The 14,659-nt window shown below is 51.3% G+C and carries 19 protein-coding genes and 2 pseudogenes; all 21 read right to left on the bottom strand.

Annotated features, from left to right (window positions below; genetic code table 11):
• Nucleotides 1-10: 10 nt before the first annotated feature.
• Complete coding sequence (locus MH144_RS12065) at nucleotides 11-298, bottom strand: hypothetical protein (protein ID WP_239300084.1); 288 nt, start codon at nucleotides 296-298, stop codon at nucleotides 11-13.
• The gene (locus MH144_RS12060; protein WP_239300082.1) at nucleotides 276-443 is read right to left on the bottom strand and encodes a hypothetical protein; all 168 of its coding nucleotides are present in this window, start codon (nucleotides 441-443) and stop codon (nucleotides 276-278) included. Before MH144_RS12060 ends, MH144_RS12065 begins: the two co-directional genes overlap by 23 nt.
• Nucleotides 440-712: a hypothetical protein gene (locus tag MH144_RS12055; protein WP_239300080.1), complete on the bottom strand. Its 273-nt coding sequence runs from the start codon at nucleotides 710-712 to the stop codon at nucleotides 440-442. Before MH144_RS12055 ends, MH144_RS12060 begins: the two co-directional genes overlap by 4 nt.
• Nucleotides 713-1,378 carry an FAD-dependent thymidylate synthase gene (gene thyX, locus MH144_RS12050; protein WP_481857358.1) on the bottom strand — a complete coding sequence of 222 codons (666 nt, stop codon included), beginning with the start codon at nucleotides 1,376-1,378 and terminating at the stop codon, nucleotides 713-715. It lies immediately after the preceding gene.
• A 50-nt stretch (nucleotides 1,379-1,428) separates the two neighbouring features.
• On the bottom strand, nucleotides 1,429-1,650 hold the full coding sequence (locus tag MH144_RS12045) for a hypothetical protein (RefSeq protein ID WP_239300076.1): 222 nt from the start codon (nucleotides 1,648-1,650) through the stop codon (nucleotides 1,429-1,431).
• 104 nt (nucleotides 1,651-1,754) lie between these two features.
• Nucleotides 1,755-1,925, bottom strand: coding sequence for a hypothetical protein (locus MH144_RS12040; protein WP_239300074.1), 171 nt, complete (start codon nucleotides 1,923-1,925; stop codon nucleotides 1,755-1,757).
• Nucleotides 1,922-2,323, bottom strand: coding sequence for a pyrophosphohydrolase domain-containing protein (locus MH144_RS12035; RefSeq protein WP_239300072.1), 402 nt, complete (start codon nucleotides 2,321-2,323; stop codon nucleotides 1,922-1,924). Before MH144_RS12035 ends, MH144_RS12040 begins: the two co-directional genes overlap by 4 nt.
• Nucleotides 2,320-2,685 carry a hypothetical protein gene (locus tag MH144_RS12030; RefSeq protein WP_239300070.1) on the bottom strand — a complete coding sequence of 122 codons (366 nt, stop codon included), beginning with the start codon at nucleotides 2,683-2,685 and terminating at the stop codon, nucleotides 2,320-2,322. Before MH144_RS12030 ends, MH144_RS12035 begins: the two co-directional genes overlap by 4 nt.
• Nucleotides 2,686-2,703: 18 nt before the next feature.
• Nucleotides 2,704-2,850 carry a hypothetical protein gene (locus tag MH144_RS12025; RefSeq protein ID WP_239300068.1) on the bottom strand — a complete coding sequence of 49 codons (147 nt, stop codon included), beginning with the start codon at nucleotides 2,848-2,850 and terminating at the stop codon, nucleotides 2,704-2,706.
• Nucleotides 2,851-2,864: 14 nt separating this feature from the next.
• Nucleotides 2,865-3,518: a PhoH family protein gene (locus MH144_RS12020; RefSeq protein WP_239300066.1), complete on the bottom strand. Its 654-nt coding sequence runs from the start codon at nucleotides 3,516-3,518 to the stop codon at nucleotides 2,865-2,867.
• A gap of 20 nt (nucleotides 3,519-3,538) precedes the next feature.
• Nucleotides 3,539-3,862 carry a hypothetical protein gene (locus tag MH144_RS12015; protein WP_239300064.1) on the bottom strand — a complete coding sequence of 108 codons (324 nt, stop codon included), beginning with the start codon at nucleotides 3,860-3,862 and terminating at the stop codon, nucleotides 3,539-3,541.
• A 155-nt stretch (nucleotides 3,863-4,017) separates the two neighbouring features.
• On the bottom strand, nucleotides 4,018-4,917 hold the full coding sequence (locus tag MH144_RS12010; protein ID WP_239300062.1) for a hypothetical protein: 900 nt from the start codon (nucleotides 4,915-4,917) through the stop codon (nucleotides 4,018-4,020).
• A 145-nt stretch (nucleotides 4,918-5,062) separates the two neighbouring features.
• Nucleotides 5,063-6,013: a class 1b ribonucleoside-diphosphate reductase subunit beta gene (nrdF, locus tag MH144_RS12005; protein WP_481857357.1), complete on the bottom strand. Its 951-nt coding sequence runs from the start codon at nucleotides 6,011-6,013 to the stop codon at nucleotides 5,063-5,065.
• A 30-nt stretch (nucleotides 6,014-6,043) separates the two neighbouring features.
• Nucleotides 6,044-7,006 (bottom strand): annotated as a pseudogene (locus MH144_RS12000) (ribonucleotide reductase large subunit); the annotation flags it as partial.
• A gap of 145 nt (nucleotides 7,007-7,151) precedes the next feature.
• Nucleotides 7,152-7,742, bottom strand: coding sequence for a GIY-YIG nuclease family protein (locus MH144_RS11995; RefSeq protein ID WP_239300058.1), 591 nt, complete (start codon nucleotides 7,740-7,742; stop codon nucleotides 7,152-7,154).
• Nucleotides 7,743-7,871: 129 nt separating this feature from the next.
• Nucleotides 7,872-9,005: pseudogene (locus tag MH144_RS11990) on the bottom strand (ribonucleotide reductase N-terminal alpha domain-containing protein); the annotation flags it as partial.
• On the bottom strand, nucleotides 8,989-9,351 hold the full coding sequence (gene nrdI / locus MH144_RS11985; RefSeq protein ID WP_239300056.1) for a class Ib ribonucleoside-diphosphate reductase assembly flavoprotein NrdI: 363 nt from the start codon (nucleotides 9,349-9,351) through the stop codon (nucleotides 8,989-8,991). The gene nrdI and the pseudogene MH144_RS11990, both read right to left, overlap by 17 nt.
• 145 nt (nucleotides 9,352-9,496) lie before the next feature.
• The gene (locus MH144_RS11980) at nucleotides 9,497-9,994 is read right to left on the bottom strand and encodes a crossover junction endodeoxyribonuclease RuvC (protein WP_239300054.1); all 498 of its coding nucleotides are present in this window, start codon (nucleotides 9,992-9,994) and stop codon (nucleotides 9,497-9,499) included.
• A 736-nt stretch (nucleotides 9,995-10,730) separates the two neighbouring features.
• On the bottom strand, nucleotides 10,731-11,690 hold the full coding sequence (locus tag MH144_RS11975) for a hypothetical protein (protein WP_239300052.1): 960 nt from the start codon (nucleotides 11,688-11,690) through the stop codon (nucleotides 10,731-10,733).
• 84 nt (nucleotides 11,691-11,774) lie between these two features.
• Nucleotides 11,775-12,404 (bottom strand): 3'-5' exonuclease, encoded by a 630-nt coding sequence (locus MH144_RS11970; protein ID WP_239300050.1) that lies wholly within the window; start codon nucleotides 12,402-12,404, stop codon nucleotides 11,775-11,777.
• Nucleotides 12,405-14,600 (bottom strand): DNA polymerase, encoded by a 2,196-nt coding sequence (locus tag MH144_RS11965; protein WP_239300048.1) that lies wholly within the window; start codon nucleotides 14,598-14,600, stop codon nucleotides 12,405-12,407.
• Nucleotides 14,601-14,659 lie beyond the last annotated feature (59 nt).

Raw genomic sequence — 14,659 nt, 5'->3', positions numbered from 1 at the left:
ATTCACGATGTTAAATGTCGTAATCATAAAAGCCAACCTCGCGCATCTCTTCGATCAATAGCGTCCGTTCCCGCGTGTTTAAGTTCATGTACTCCGCCATGATCTCGCCGGTAATTACGTTATCCTTCGTCTTAGCTGCGATAATGACGCCGGTAACTTCGCCAGCTCGCGCCAGTTCCGCGTAACGTTCCAGGAGCGTAATGACGGCGGCCTGCGCCTCTTGTTCCGGAGTTGGACGCGGTACGAACGGGAGGACATCGGCGAGCTTGCGTTGGTCATCCGTTTTGACTTCGCTCATCTGCGATCACCTCCGCCGTAATTTGTTTCGCGAGAATCCATCCGAGAGTATACGCGATAAATCCTTCCGCCGGCGTTGCGTCAAACATGTGTAGCGCTAGCTGTTGCGCAATTAGTCCGCCGATCAACTCTCCTATAAGTCTCATTCTGCGTCCTCCTCTACAAACTCTCCGGTTAGGATACGGACCGGCTTGAGTATCTTTCCGGGGAAATTGCGCTTGACAGCGTTGATTCCATTACGGCATTCTGCGAGGCTCATGTAGACGCGGTAAGTCATCGGCCTGCCGGACATTACGTAGTTGTCTATCGTTCCGTCTTCGTCTGTAATCGCGAGCATATACAAGTCGATCGAGACGTCCTCCGTTACGTAAGGAGACAACGTTACTATCCGCCACTTTTTACCTTGCATGCGCATCTATGCGTCCTCCTTTTTCGTAAGTAATTCGCCAATCGATACGGGGAATCGCGCTTCAATCAGCGTGAGAACCGTTTTGGCGTACGCTTGAATTTCGGCCTGAGCATCATGTTCGAGACGTTGCGCCAGGAAGTGCGCGATACTCTGTAGGCTCGCGGTCCAATACCAGCGGACGTACATTCCGTAGGCCGGCAGGAATAGGCGCGCTTGTTCTGCGCAGACTCCGTTCTCTATCGCGTAAGTGTAGGCGGCCAATCCCTCTTTTACGTGTAACTCAAGTGCTTCGGTAGCTCTCCGTCCAAAATGCGTGTCGATCGGCTCGCCGCTACCTTGCTTCGAGTTCTCCGGAGCACTACGCCATTCTCCCGCGGCCGGCACGTAGAATACCGGTTCCTCCGTAATATAGCGGCGGCTACTTTCGTTCCATGCGTCAAGACTATCACCAGTACCTTCTTGATGCGCGGACCCTACGATGTACTTCCACCATTGACGCGCAACCATTAATGGCGCATAGATTTCGAATTGAGCGATCGCATGGCGGAATGGACTCGTATGTCCTTCGCGCGCCAGGAACTTAATGAGGCGTACGTCGCGTTCCGTGAGTTCCTGCGATTCCTTTGCGTAAGAGACGCGGGCGGCATTAACCGGAGTCAGGTCCGTTCCCATTACGTCGACCAGGCGAACATATCCGTTGTCGAGTACGTTGATTTTATCGTTCAATTAGCGTCATCTCCCTTACGTGTAATTTTCGCTTTAATTCCGCCGAACAGAACGAGCGGCAACCATAGTAGCGCGACTATCAACAAGAACATCCGTTGCAATTGCGGAGACCTTTCGAGTTCCCGCGCACCTTCCTGATCCGGGTCAATTACGCCGAACCGGGCGAAGGCAATCGCGATAATCATTCCTATCGCTAGATAAACGCTGATTACGATCATGTGCGACCTCCTATCGTATAATCGTCCGGATCGCGACTCCGACCCAAAACGTCGTACAGTATGCGGTGATGATTGCGTAGGTAATACGTTTGATCAAATTACGTTCACTCCTTATTGCGCGATACCAATTCGTTGTATTCTGCGATCCATTCGAGCGGAATCGGATGATCCGCGCAGATGAATCGGTTGATTGCCTTGTGAATTTCGTCAATACGGTGACATTCGTGGATGTAGCGCGGCTGTATACCGAGCGGTGGTTTAGGCGCTGGTTTCATTGCGCATTCACCTCGCTCATCTGACGGTCAATCTCCGCCTGCAGTAACGGTTCCGGCCGGATAAATGTTGGCGGCTTAACGACTTTATTCGTAATGGGATCGTAATGGACCGTACCGTCCGGCCACACCTTCGACATGTTCGCGTCATGTACGATATCGAATAGCGCGGTAGGTTTGACGCCGATTTCTACGAGAGTGCCGAGCGCCAGGTATATAAGATCGATCATCGCGTCCGCCTGGTCGACGACCGTTTCCGCTTCGTCAAATTCGTTCAACTCTTCGGACATATACAGATATCGTTCCGTGCGGCGTTGTGCCGACATAACTACGGGCTTATCCGCATGTGGTACGCCGAACTTATCGTGAAACTCGCGCACCTTTTCGTGTTGTACGTTCACTTAACCGCCTCCAATATCGTTTTAATCGCGTAGTATTCCGGATTGAATATCGACATGATTGCGTCAGGAGTCGTTACTGCACACGCGATGAATATCCCTCCGCAGACTACTCCGCCTAATATCCATATAAGGACTGCGTAAAACTCATTGTCATCCGAATACCAATCGTCCCATCGATCTCGTGAGTAGCGCCAACCTTTTCGGAATGCTACGTAAATCGCGATCATAATAAGAACCTGCACCACCGTGTTAACAATTCCGCTAATCACCGTTTGTCTTATTACGACTTCGTATACGTGAGACGCGGCGACTCCGAGCTTTGCGGCCATCTGGTCGATATACTTCGTTAACTCTTCGTTCAAATACGATCACTCCTTCGTTTAAATTAGCGTCCACACTACGATTAATCCCGCAACCACTATCGCCATTGCCGCCCAATCACGCGCAGCCTGTTCGCGTTCGATACGTTCGGCTGGCGCTGTCTTAACGGAATAGCCAGTCGGCGTGCGTTCTAGTTTATACGCCATCGGTTGCGCCTCCTTTACCACGTCAACTTATCCGCATGTGTTGCGATCTGGCCGCGGAAATTAACGGTTAATTCGCAAACATTTACGTACGGCTCCGTCCGGAAGTGTTCGATGTACGGGACGAATCCGGATTTCTTCGGATCGGGCAGATCGCATTGGCCGGCGTGGCCCTCGACGATAACGGTGCAGTCGTCGTGCAAACGCGTAAGAACCTTTTTGAGCTCGCCGCGTGTAAAGTTTTGCGCCTCCGAAATGATTACCGTTTTCCCTTTAACGTTAGAGCCGCGGATATATACGTGAGATTTCGGATAGACCCATACGTCGCCGCGCTTCTGAGCTTCGATGTTCTCTTCGTTGAATATCGCTTTGCGCGGGTCTTCGCCGATCTCATATAGCGCGTCTTCCAACGGAGTGAAGTAAACGGACTCTTTCGCTTTGACTCCGCCGGGTAGATAGCCCATGCGCTTCTCTTCGACCGGACTTATAACGTAGACGAGCGGCTTGTTGAGAAGCTTTGCAACTGCGACGGCCATCGTAGTCTTACCGGTTCCTGCCGCGGCGTTAACGAACGTGATGCGGTTATCGAAAATGCTATCGACATATATGCGTTGCTCAGGCGTTAACTTTTCGCGGAATCCGAAGAACATCGTATCTTTGGGTAGCGGCATGGCTTGCGGCCTCCTTAGCGTTATTTGTCTTCCGTTTGTTCGCGTTCCTCAATTACGTAGATTGCGCCGCGCTGATCGATAACTTCGTACTTAACCGCGTCAATAACGTGGCCTGGGCGAAGAGTAACTTCGTGGCGGATCGGAGCTTTCTGGTTCACCATTACAAGACCAAGTACGATGCTGATTACTGCGCATACCCAAAACACGATTCCGAAGAAGTAGAATCCGTCATTTATCGCGTCGAAGGCGCTGTATATCACGTAGGCCGCGAGTCCGAAAAGCATTATCCCGAGCACAACTACGGCCCACTCGGTACCGCCGCCGTACGTATTCAACACGTCCATTTACGCGCCCACCTCCTCGATTATGATCTGACCTGCGCCAACCTCGCGAAGTTGAATATCCGTTGTTAAACGCTGTCCTTGCGGCCGCCATACGAGTATTTGCGCATCACCGGGCATTTCTGAACGTTGGAGCAGCGTTATGAGATCCGCTTTATTCACGCGGCCTCACCGGCTTCCTGCGCATAGTCTGCGTCTGTGTCGTCGATTACTGTTCCGCGAATGCCTGTGTACGATAAGATAGTCGCGGTGTTATCGTCAATTACGAGTTCGTCTCTAGTAACGAGTTTATACGGATGTCCGGAACGGTTAACGATCATTCCCGCAACTTTTTCCGTAGGCTTTGGCGCATTCACGAACGCATCCGTCAGCGTCAGGCCGAGGGCACGTTCAGCCGCGATTGCCTTGCCGATGTCTGCGTTAAACACGTCGTCCGGCGCGCACTTTGCGATGCCTACTGCGTCGGGCTTGCGGTGTTTGCGAGCGTATGAGAAGCCGTTGAGTTCGTACACTAGCGCGGTGACTGCGCGTTTATCTCGGTTAACTACGAAGTCAATCTCGTACCAAGACCCGCGGAATTTAGCGCTGCCTTCTAATCTCTCGTCATCATCACGCCCGATCCGCTCCAACTCCGCCACCCTTTCGCGAGCCATTTCGATAACCTTGGCGCGTGTTAACGGGGCTGGCTGCGTGGATTCTACGACTGCCTCCGCGCTCTCAACCGGATCAATTTCCGCCAGGTAACTGCGCACGGCCGGCGCATTGTCACGGATGAATTGCGCGAAGAGGTCCGGGAGATTAGCGGTTGTTGGCGTGGGAGCTGCGGTAGGTTCGAGGACTACGTATTCATCAAGTCCCGCGAACATGATACCGTCCGGATTATCAGTCCGTTTCTCTACCGGGAAGTACGCGTCACCATTCGAATCAGTACGGGTTACTTGCAGTACGTCACCATTGCGGTAGTGACCGAAAGTGCAGCGCTCCTTAACGATCTTAATGCGCTCACCTGCGTTGGCTTTACGTTTGACTTCGCGGTACGATTGAGTTGCGTTGGACATCGTATCATCTCCGTTTCGTTTAGTGTGTTGCGACCTTACACTATATATAGGGACACAAAAACGCGAAGTTGGGACATCGTTACGAAAAAAAATTTTAAAAAAAAAAATAACGGAGCAGCCCGAAGGCCCTCCGTCAGTGTCCGTTTTATACCGCGAAATCCGCGTCAGTAAGGGGTACGATATTGACCGCCTTCTGATATCCGTTACCTTTCTTCGAAAAGAAATCGTGTATCTTCGTTTGCGTATTGATCCCGTTAAGTACGATCGGATTGATATCCTCGTCGGGAAAATGCGTGGGCCGTCCGAGGTTCATTAACGCACGGTTAAAGTTATAACGTAGGAACCGCAGCACGTCCTCCTCAAGTCCGATTGGCGCGTATAAATCAACGGTGTAGCCCGCCTCGTTATCGTAGAGTCTCCGCAACAATGTCGCTACCTCACGATCAAGCTCCGCCTGCGTCTCCGTTGGCAGCTCCGCATATACTTCGCGCGCCAACGTTCCGATATACTGACCATGTACCGCCTCGTCACGCATGATCAAATCGATAATCTCGCCACTGGCTGTCATCTTTCCGCGTCCTGCGAGTAATAGCGGATAGTAGAATCCGGAATAGAACAGCGCGGATTCCAAGAACACCGACGCAACCATCGCCATGTATAAGCGTTCGGGCGACGTGATGGAACGGTAGTATCCGCTGATGATTTCGCCCTTGCGCCGCAGGAACGGATTGGCTACGGTCCATTCGAATACGCGGTCGGATTCCTCCGTTGATGTTAGCGTTGCGAAGATCGCGCTATATGACTTCGCGTGGATGTGCTCCATCATGCCCATGAACGACAACACCGCCTTCTTCTGCGCAGATTCTACGTGCTGCATGATTAGCGGCATCCCTTCGGAACCTTGCTCCGTATCCAGGAACGTCAGGCCGCCGAGCACCTTCTTGTATATGTCGCGTTCCGTATCACTCAGCGCCATCCACGCCATCTTATCGTCATCGAGCGGGATTTCATGTTCGCGCCAAATCTGCATAAAGTTCTGATCGAGGAAATCCTCGGAGTAGTCATCGTCAGGTCGGTTCCAGTTAACAGCGCGGATAATGTTCGTCATATATTCGTCTCCCTTCGATTAGACAGCGCAAGATGTGCATTCAGCTACGGACAGCAATTTGTTACGCGTATAGTACAGCGACTTAAGCCCGAGTTTGTGCGCGGTCAGGTAATAACGGACGAGCTCGTTAGTCGGCGTTTTGGAGTCTACGTAAAGGATCGTCGATATACCTTGGTCAACGTGGCGCTGAATTGTCGCAACCATTTCGAGTATCTTACGCTGATCCATATTGAACGCGCTGGTATACGAAATCATGTTATCGCGCGCCAGAAATGGAGCCGGATAATATGTCGTTGAGTTTCCGTATGTCCGCGTCTCCATTACGTCTGAAATCGGCAATACGGAGCTCGTTGCGTTTTGCACGTACGAGATGCTTTGCGTTGGTGCGATCGCAAGTCTATACGCGTGCCACAATCCGTATTGTTCAACGTCAGCCGCCAAACGTTCCCACAAGTCCGGCCCCGGCAATTCGATGCCTGCAGCCGCGAATAAATCCGCTACCTTTTCGAACTTCGGACGGAAGTCACTTTCGATATACTGCGTAAAGTACTCGCCACTCGCGTAATCAGAACGGTCGAATCCGTAGAACGTACCGCCGCGCTCCTTAGCGATCTGCATCGACCGTTCAATCGAATAGTAGTTAATCGCGGCAAAGAATGCATCGGCAAAGTCGCGTCCGATTTCGGATTGATACGAGATACGGTTCTTCATCAAATATCCGTGAAGGTTCATTGCGCCGAGCCCTACGCTATGCATCAAATCGTTAGCCTTACGGACGCCAGGCGCATTCTCAATAGCGGTCATATCGGATACGGCGGTCAACGAATCCATTGCGGAATGAACTGCGCGGCGGAGGTCTCCGGATGCCATTGCGGTAACGATATTTAATGACGCGAGATTACATGAGATGTCGAGGCCGATTTCGTCCGGTTGTCCGTAGTCGTTGATAACGCTGGTTTCTTGTAATTGGAATATTTCGGTCTTTACCTTCGCGTGGATTCGCTAGGTCCACACCGCCTTTCGGCTGCTGCATATCGCTATGCAGAAGAGACTATATCTTCGACCACGAGGGCCGCCCACCGTTTCGAGCGCCAATCGCTTGCGCCCTACTCTACTCCCTTCCGCGCTAGGCGTGGTTTCGATAGTCGTTCGGCATTTCTTCGTCAACGTAGATCCACGTTTTGTACTTATCTGACTCAGCCTTAAGTCGGTAACTCACCGTTGAAATTTTGACCCCAAGTGCGGCAGAGGCTTCCGTTAAGCTTCCGTAAATAATTCCGTTGATGGAAACTTTCTTGGAGTTAGCTTCCTTGACACTCGCGATCATGCGCTCCGACTTTTCTTTTCCGAACATGGGATTTCCTTCACCGCTGAATATCCTGCTTTTGAGTTCTCGTATCTCCTCTCGCCGAGGGTTGTGCGTAAATGTGTCTCCTCCCAATGTTGAATTAGCGATGTTATACGATACTCCTCGGGTGTAGTCTATGAGTTTCTGCTCTTTTTCTAAAGATTCTTGATAGTCTGAGCAGAGTTCGATAACCTCAAAAACAAAGGCGTCCTCCCCGAACAGGTTCCAGTCGAGTTGCAGCTCGGAGTTACTGTGGCTATTTTTGCGCAGCATATTACGATGAGAACGCCAACGCTTAACTACCTCTTGGCTTCTTCCGTAATACGTACGGTCATTTGACTTGCACGTGATCTTGTAAATTGTGTACATTTAGCATCGCCTCCGCATTTAGATTCGGGGCTACGCTGACGAAGTTTTAGCACGGGATTGTCTCCGAAGAGGGTTTCCCCGTTTAGGTGGGTTTGCGCTCCTGGATCGCTCCAAGAGGGTGCTATATCAACACAGGTTAGACATTTTTACTTGGCCGACGCCTTTCAGCGCATGGCCGTCATTCGCGTTATCTTTGAACATGAGATACGGATATCCCGATTCGAGTTGCGTCGTCGCAATTTTCGTTAACATCTCGCGCGCATTTAGCTCACGCTTCTTAACGGATGGATTCGCAACCAACTCGTCATACATCGCGCTAATATCCATATCGTCCAGGTGCGTTCCGTACGCTTTGTACACGGTATACGGAGCGAATACGTAGTACGGCTCGTTAGTCTCCGCAAGCTCGATAAACTTGGACGGAACGATCAGTCCAATGGACAACGTTTTAAGACGCGACCGTTCATCCGCGTTAATCTTCTTCGCGTCAAGCAGCTCCATTACGTCCCATCCGAAGATGTTGTAATAGACCGCGCCGCTACCTTTCCGCTGTCCCATTTGATCCGCGTAAGAGAACGCCATTTCGAGTTGTTTGGCGACCGGTAGAATACCTTTCGCTACTCCTTCCTCTTCTTTAATCGCCTCGCCACGTCCGCGCAGTTTCGATAAGTTAAGCGCAACGCCGCCGCCAATCTTCGAAAGCTGCATTGCAGTAGTATGCGCGTGTCCGATCGCGTTAAGACTGTCGTCTACTTCCGTAAGGAAACACGATACCATTTCGCCTCGTCTCGCTTTCCCTGCGTTAAGGAACGTAGGCGTGGCCGGCTGAACTCCGTTAAGGTAACCCCATAGTAGCTCGCGCGCCATATCGTAGTTACCTTGCGCCAGATAAAGCGCAGTGATTGCGTAACGTTCTTCCGGCGACTCCAAGTACGTTTTCTTGTCGCGTGTCTTAAGCGCGTAGTCCGTATAATACTTGAACGCGGCCATATACGATGCAAATCGCAGGTTAGCGTCGTCGGCCATTCGGTGAATCTCCGCAATCTGTTCCGGAGTATACTGCGTCAGTACTTCCGGATAGTAGTATCCGTTGTCAACCATGTATTGAACGCGATCCATTGCGGAGTCGAATCGCATCTTGTTGTCGCGGATGAAACGCATGAACTCCTCGACTGCCTCCGTATCCTTTTCGAGCTGATAAAATCCGTCCTTCATTACGGTAACTTCGTTATTGAGTTCGATATATTTATACGTTTGTGACAAGCGCGCTCACTCCTTCGGTGAATTTTTGTATGTCGGTAGGCGTGCCCGCCAGTTCGAACTTGCAAACGATCGGCACTCCGTATTGCTTCGCTATTTGATCCGCGGCGAGTGCGTAAGCCGGTCCGAAATTACGGTTGCCGGACGCAGCCACGCCGCGTAAGTATTCGTTGTTATACGTGAGGAAAGCGCGCGTCTTGGACGGAACCTCACCGATCTTATCCGTATATGTTACGAGGATAAACGGTTCGGCTACGCGCAGGTCTGCTGTAAGCTTAAGCGTAGGATACGGGAGTCGCCGCGCGAATAGGCCGACGTTTCCTGTACGTGATGCATAAACGACTAACATTCGCGCTCGCTCCTTTCGTATAGTGCGCGTGCTTCGGTAAGTCGGCGTTCATACTTATCCGCGAGCCCTCGGTAGATCATGACGGACCGTTCGAGAGCTGCGATTTCCTGGCGTTGGTGGGCGACGAGGCGTGCGGCTAATTCGCTCATGCGGCGGCCACTTCCGTATCAATTAAGTTCTCGCGTATCAAGTACGCCAGAATGACAGCTAACGCATCGCTGTCATCGTAACCGGCCGCGAACTTATAATCCGGTCCGAGACGCAATATCCTCCGCACGGCCTCCGCAACTACGTCCTTTTCCGCGCGTCCATTTCCGGTGACCAGCTTCTTCACGTTTGGCGGTGTTAGGTTGTCGGCTACCTCGTAGCCTAAGCGCGAGAGTGCGCGGTCGACCGCCGACCATGCTCCGTGAACCTTATCGTTCTGATCGTAGTTTCGCGCCGGCGGCCATACCTCGCGGATGATTTCGGAATCTGGCTTATGTTCGCGGAAGAATAACAGCGCGTGAGCTTCGATAACTTCGTAACGTAAGGGGCGCGCCTCTCCTGCGTCAGTCTTAACGATGGATGTCGCGACTAGCGTAGGGACGCGATTCTTTACGTCCACTACTGCGAAGCCTGGACTAGTCAAACTAAGATCCAACCCTGCGTACCTCTTCGGCTTTGCGCGTTTCCTTTCCACGACACCACTCCTCAAATTGTTCTCTAGTGTTTCCTCCGTATCCGTACGTGAGGTGAAAATCTTTATGGCAATCTGTACAAAGCGTCACGCCATTTTCCGGGTCTAGTCTACGTTCAATGCACCAATCGTAGCCATCAAGGTGGTGTGAAACAAGGTTTCCGCCGCGTCGATCCCCACACATGACGCATGTAAATTTGTCCTTAAATTTGACTGAGATGGACCAGTCCTTATTCTCTTGTGTGTCTCTTCGCAATACTCGTGTTTCATTTGTGAGTTTGGGATTCCAATTATAGTGATTAGGTCCGGCGTAGCGGCGTGTTCCACAATACCGGCACCGCTGACCGAGTCTGAATCTGTGAAAAGTAATTTTACTACTAAGCCCACATGAGCAGATATAGTCTAAATGTGTTCTTGAGTCTTTGTACGTTGTGCTTGTTAGAACACATCCGTTGCTTAAAAAGTAGTCTCTAACGTAGTTGAAATCGAATGTTCTCTCCTTGCGGAAATTATAACCGCATCGCTTACATCTTTGTCCTTTCAACACTCGTTTAACTGTGATTAACCCTAGAGAACCGCAAGAGCAAACGTAATTTAGTGGTTGGGTGTTATTCAGATACTCGGTTGAGAGTAAGGCCATTCCTCTCGATTCAAATATCTCCCTCACTTCCTCCAACGTGTATCTCGTGTTACGTTTCACTTACGCAGCCTCCTTCGTTTGGCTCTCCGCTCTAATCCGTTCAATATCCGCTAACGCCTCCGCAGGTCCGCGCTTCTTCCAGTCCGGCAAACTCGATCGCATCAATGCGCTGACCTTACGTTGTAGCAATTCGAGCTCGCCTTCCGTCAGAGATAGCGCGATTGTCCGTTTGAAGTCGTTGAATGTCCACTTATCGAGATCCGGAAGAGGCGCGTTCCCTTCCGCTGCATTTTCGATAATCTCCGCGAAGTCATCCAGGATCTCACCGCGCATTGCCTCCGTAATGTGCAGGCCGAACGCCGCAATGTCCGGATACTTTTCGATATCCGCGTCAGGCATACCCCACGCCTTCTTACTCGCATTAACGTAGAGAATTACGTAATAGTCGACGTCATACATGATCGAATAGCACACGCACTGTTTAACGTGATCCTCCTTCGCACCGTTCCTCATGGAATAGCCGGATGTCGCGGAGTACGTTCCTTGCTTCGATTTAATTTCGAGTCCGACGCGTACGGTACGTCCGAGCTCCGGTACATATACGTTCATGATTCCATCGCAGGTACCGTATAACGCGAATGTCTGACCGTTGTGATTAACGATATGGCCGCGTTTAGCGAAGTCTTCGAATACCGGCTCGCCGCGTTCATTACGATCGAATGAGAAGCTCGGATTCTCTCCGTAATAACGTGCGTAATGTTTCTCCGCGAACAGAATATCGCGCTGAATCACGTCGCCAATTGCGGTACCTATCCGTACCCAGCGTCCTTGGTGCGCAGGCCGATCGGATGACTCACGCTTGGCGCCGCGCATCTTTTCGTAAAGGCCGCGTGCGTCGGAGTTGGCGGAGCTTGGCGAGAAGTACGGAATGCCTCGCGGCGGCCACACTTTGCGTGATTTGTCCGTAAGTACGTTTTGATACCAGCCGTGAATCTGCGCATCCAGAGCGTCGTCGTACACTTCTGGCGCGGAATGCCATGCGTTGAGTTCTTCCGTAAATTGCTCCGCGATTCTATTTGCGATTAATTGGTTAGTATCCGTAATTTAAACCGCCTCCTTAGTTTTTGCTGCCTTGATAACGCGTGCTCCTATTGGGATGAAAGTTAGCGGACGTTCTTCGCTATCGACAACCACGCAGCTATAATCAAACTCTGTTGCCTCAGCTCGGTCTCGTAGGATAGCATATAACTTAAGCGTCGCTTCAACGTCATTCATCGCGCGGTGATGCCCATTGAGTGGGGTGCCATATCGTAAACAGGTTGACGCTAAGCTTGCGGACTCTTTCGGATCAAGAACACGCGTCATAGCCCGCGTACATGCAAACGATCTAGGAACAAACCCTTCCCGTGTACAACTTGCTAAGAAAGAGAAATCAAACGGAGCATTATGCGCAACTACTCGTGACCCGCGGATAAAATTACATAGCGCAAGATAAGCATTGTGGATCGCAGCCCCACCGTACAAATCGTCGTCCTTAATTCCGGTCAACTTCGTAATCTCTTCCGGAATACTCTTTCTATATGGAAGGGCAACGTACGTCTGGAATCGTCCAATCTCGCGAATGTAACCACCAGGTCCAACTTCCGCACGGATGGCGGCGATTTCCGTAATGTGATCGTTTTGCGGGTCTAGTCCGGTCGTTTCGATGTCAATTACCGTTACGATTTCGTTCATTTACGCAGCCTCCTTTTGTTTGAACCAGTCCTCCGGCGTCATGCCTTTGCCCCAACGTTTCATGATCGCGATATCCGTTCCGTTGGCAACCGTTCCCCATGCGTAAGATTGCGTCATAATACGCTCGATGACCGCGATATCCTCCTGCGTAAAGTCTTCCGGAATCTCGAATACGAGCTCGTCATGGATCGTTCCCCACAGCGCCCACCCTTCACGCTGTTTACACTCTTCATGAGCGCGGATCATCGTTACCTTCGTCTGGATCGCGGAGCTTCCTTGGACGCGTGCATTCGTTCCCTGACGCATCGCGCGGTTAATCTTACCGTTATGCTTGCGGTGCTCTTCATAGCGCGGATCCTTCCACTTGCCGAACGGAATTTCCTTGCGCCTAAGCTTACCGTCAGGTAGGCGCCGTTTACGTTGTTGTTTATCCGCCCACACAAATCCGTACTTGGCAACGTGCTCCTCGTTCTCTTTGAGCCACGCGCTAAGCTTCGGCATTCCGGCGAACAACTCTTCTTTAAACGCGGTCGCTTCCGGTTTCTTCAATCCGAGCATATCCGCAAGGGAGAAATCGCTCATACCGTACAATGTCGCGAGCCATACGACTTTCATCGCCTTACGTTCAGGCGTATCCTCTCCGTTGGGCAACTTATTGACTTCGTGGTACGGGCGCTTGTAATACATGCTCGCCATGTTTGCATACGGATCGATTCCCTTTTCGAACGCTTCGATCAGTACGGGCTCTCCGGATAAATACGCGGTACACCGTATCTCTTGCGCTTTAAAGTCCGCCGATACGAGTACCTTTCCCGGAGGAGCAACGAACATTTTACGCGCATCCTCCGGCTGGTTTTGAACATTGAATTGATTGGAATCCGCAGCCTCTTCGTCCTTACCGGAACTGAAACGCCCCGTAACGGTTCCGATCGGATTGAAGCGTGAGTGCCAGCGTTTAGTCGTCGGATTCTGTTTCGTTGGAAGCGCGTCGATATACGTTCCGCTGAGTTTGGTAATCTTCCGGTATTCCAGGAGATCCGAGATAACTTCGAAATCCCGCGCCATTGGCTTAAGCGTCTTCTTAGCGTCCATGTTTGGGAGCTCTTTTCCGATCTCTTTGGAAAGCGCTGCCTTCATTTGTGGACCGGAGTTGAGGTTAAGTTCCGCGTCTCCTACGTGATGTTTCGATAGGACTCCGATGAGCTTGGCGTGAAGCTCTTTTGCACGCGCCGCTAATTGCTCTCCGTATTCTTTTGCGAAGTCCAGATCGAGGATGTATCCGTTAGCCTCCATCTCAACGATTACGTACAGCAGCGGAACTTCGACCGTCTGGAAGTATTCAAGCACCGTCGGCATCTGCGCAAAGTGCTCGTACTGGAACTGATATAACTGCCACGTTAAATCGGTATCCTTGCCCGCGTAAGCCAGCGCAATATCTAGCTTGATCTCATTAAACGGTGTCTTACCGAATAACTCCGCGAATGTGTCGGACTCAACTCCGAGATATTTAGGCGCGAGGTCTTTCAAGCGGAACGACGGTTCATTCTCGTTTAGCAAGTGCATCGCGACCATCGTATCCCAAGTAACTCCGCGCAGATCGTAGCCGTGGCGTCTGAACATCGCTATATCGAATATTGCGTTATGGAGGACCTTGCCGATGCCTTCGTCGTATAGGAATCCGCGCAATTCGGACAATACGTAATCACGCGAAAGTTGCTCGCCCTCATCGTGCTGCACCGGAATATATACGTGCATTCCTTTTTCGGCTAGTGGCGGAATACTTACGGACGGCAACGTTAGCGATATGCCGACGATCACATCCGTATAAACATCTACGCCTGTTGTCTCCGTATCGACCGCTACTTCTGTCTGCTCACATAACCTTTCGATTAGCCGCGCCAACAGCTTCTCGTTAGTGATGAGGAAATAATTGCGCGGAGTCTTCTCGACCATTTCGCGTAACGTCTTCTCCCGTAGCATTACGCGCAGATCGTTGTAGATGCGGAGAGCTTCCGCTTTGCTGAACCGCTTGCCGACGCCGGACGGATGTCTGCCTGTTACACCCGTCTCCATGGCGTCCTTAACCGCAAGCAACTTTTCGGTATCCGAATCGCTATTCTTCATCGCAAGTATGCGTACCCACGCGTCCTCTACCGTTTCCTGCGCCGCCTTCTTCCGTTTAGTCGCGTCGGCCACCCGTTCGGCGGCTCCGTCATCCGCAGGCGGACGTAAGTTAAGCGTTAATTTTGGCGCGA

It is taken from the genome of Paenibacillus sp. ACRRY (genome assembly GCF_022346995.1).
In the GTDB taxonomy this organism is placed as follows: Bacteria; Bacillota; Bacilli; order Paenibacillales; family Paenibacillaceae; genus Paenibacillus.
Note: the sequence above shows the minus strand (reverse complement) of the source record. Positions and strands in the feature narration are given on the sequence as shown.

What these genes read in the sequence shown, in the direction of transcription:
- MH144_RS12065 (WP_239300084.1), bottom strand. Translation starts at nt 298, where the DNA reads ATGAGCGAAGTCAAAACGGATGACCAACGCAAGCTCGCCGATGTCCTC.
- MH144_RS12060 (WP_239300082.1), bottom strand. Translation starts at nt 443, where the DNA reads ATGAGACTTATAGGAGAGTTGATCGGCGGACTAATTGCGCAACAGCTA.
- MH144_RS12055 (WP_239300080.1), bottom strand. Translation starts at nt 712, where the DNA reads ATGCGCATGCAAGGTAAAAAGTGGCGGATAGTAACGTTGTCTCCTTAC.
- thyX (WP_481857358.1), bottom strand. Translation starts at nt 1,378, where the DNA reads ATGGGAACGGACCTGACTCCGGTTAATGCCGCCCGCGTCTCTTACGCA.
- MH144_RS12045 (WP_239300076.1), bottom strand. Translation starts at nt 1,650, where the DNA reads ATGATCGTAATCAGCGTTTATCTAGCGATAGGAATGATTATCGCGATT.
- MH144_RS12040 (WP_239300074.1), bottom strand. Translation starts at nt 1,925, where the DNA reads ATGAAACCAGCGCCTAAACCACCGCTCGGTATACAGCCGCGCTACATC.
- MH144_RS12025 (WP_239300068.1), bottom strand. Translation starts at nt 2,850, where the DNA reads ATGGCGTATAAACTAGAACGCACGCCGACTGGCTATTCCGTTAAGACA.
- MH144_RS12020 (WP_239300066.1), bottom strand. Translation starts at nt 3,518, where the DNA reads ATGCCGCTACCCAAAGATACGATGTTCTTCGGATTCCGCGAAAAGTTA.
- MH144_RS12015 (WP_239300064.1), bottom strand. Translation starts at nt 3,862, where the DNA reads ATGGACGTGTTGAATACGTACGGCGGCGGTACCGAGTGGGCCGTAGTT.
- MH144_RS12010 (WP_239300062.1), bottom strand. Translation starts at nt 4,917, where the DNA reads ATGTCCAACGCAACTCAATCGTACCGCGAAGTCAAACGTAAAGCCAAC.
- MH144_RS11995 (WP_239300058.1), bottom strand. Translation starts at nt 7,742, where the DNA reads ATGTACACAATTTACAAGATCACGTGCAAGTCAAATGACCGTACGTAT.
- nrdI (WP_239300056.1), bottom strand. Translation starts at nt 9,351, where the DNA reads ATGTTAGTCGTTTATGCATCACGTACAGGAAACGTCGGCCTATTCGCG.
- MH144_RS11970 (WP_239300050.1), bottom strand. Translation starts at nt 12,404, where the DNA reads ATGAACGAAATCGTAACGGTAATTGACATCGAAACGACCGGACTAGAC.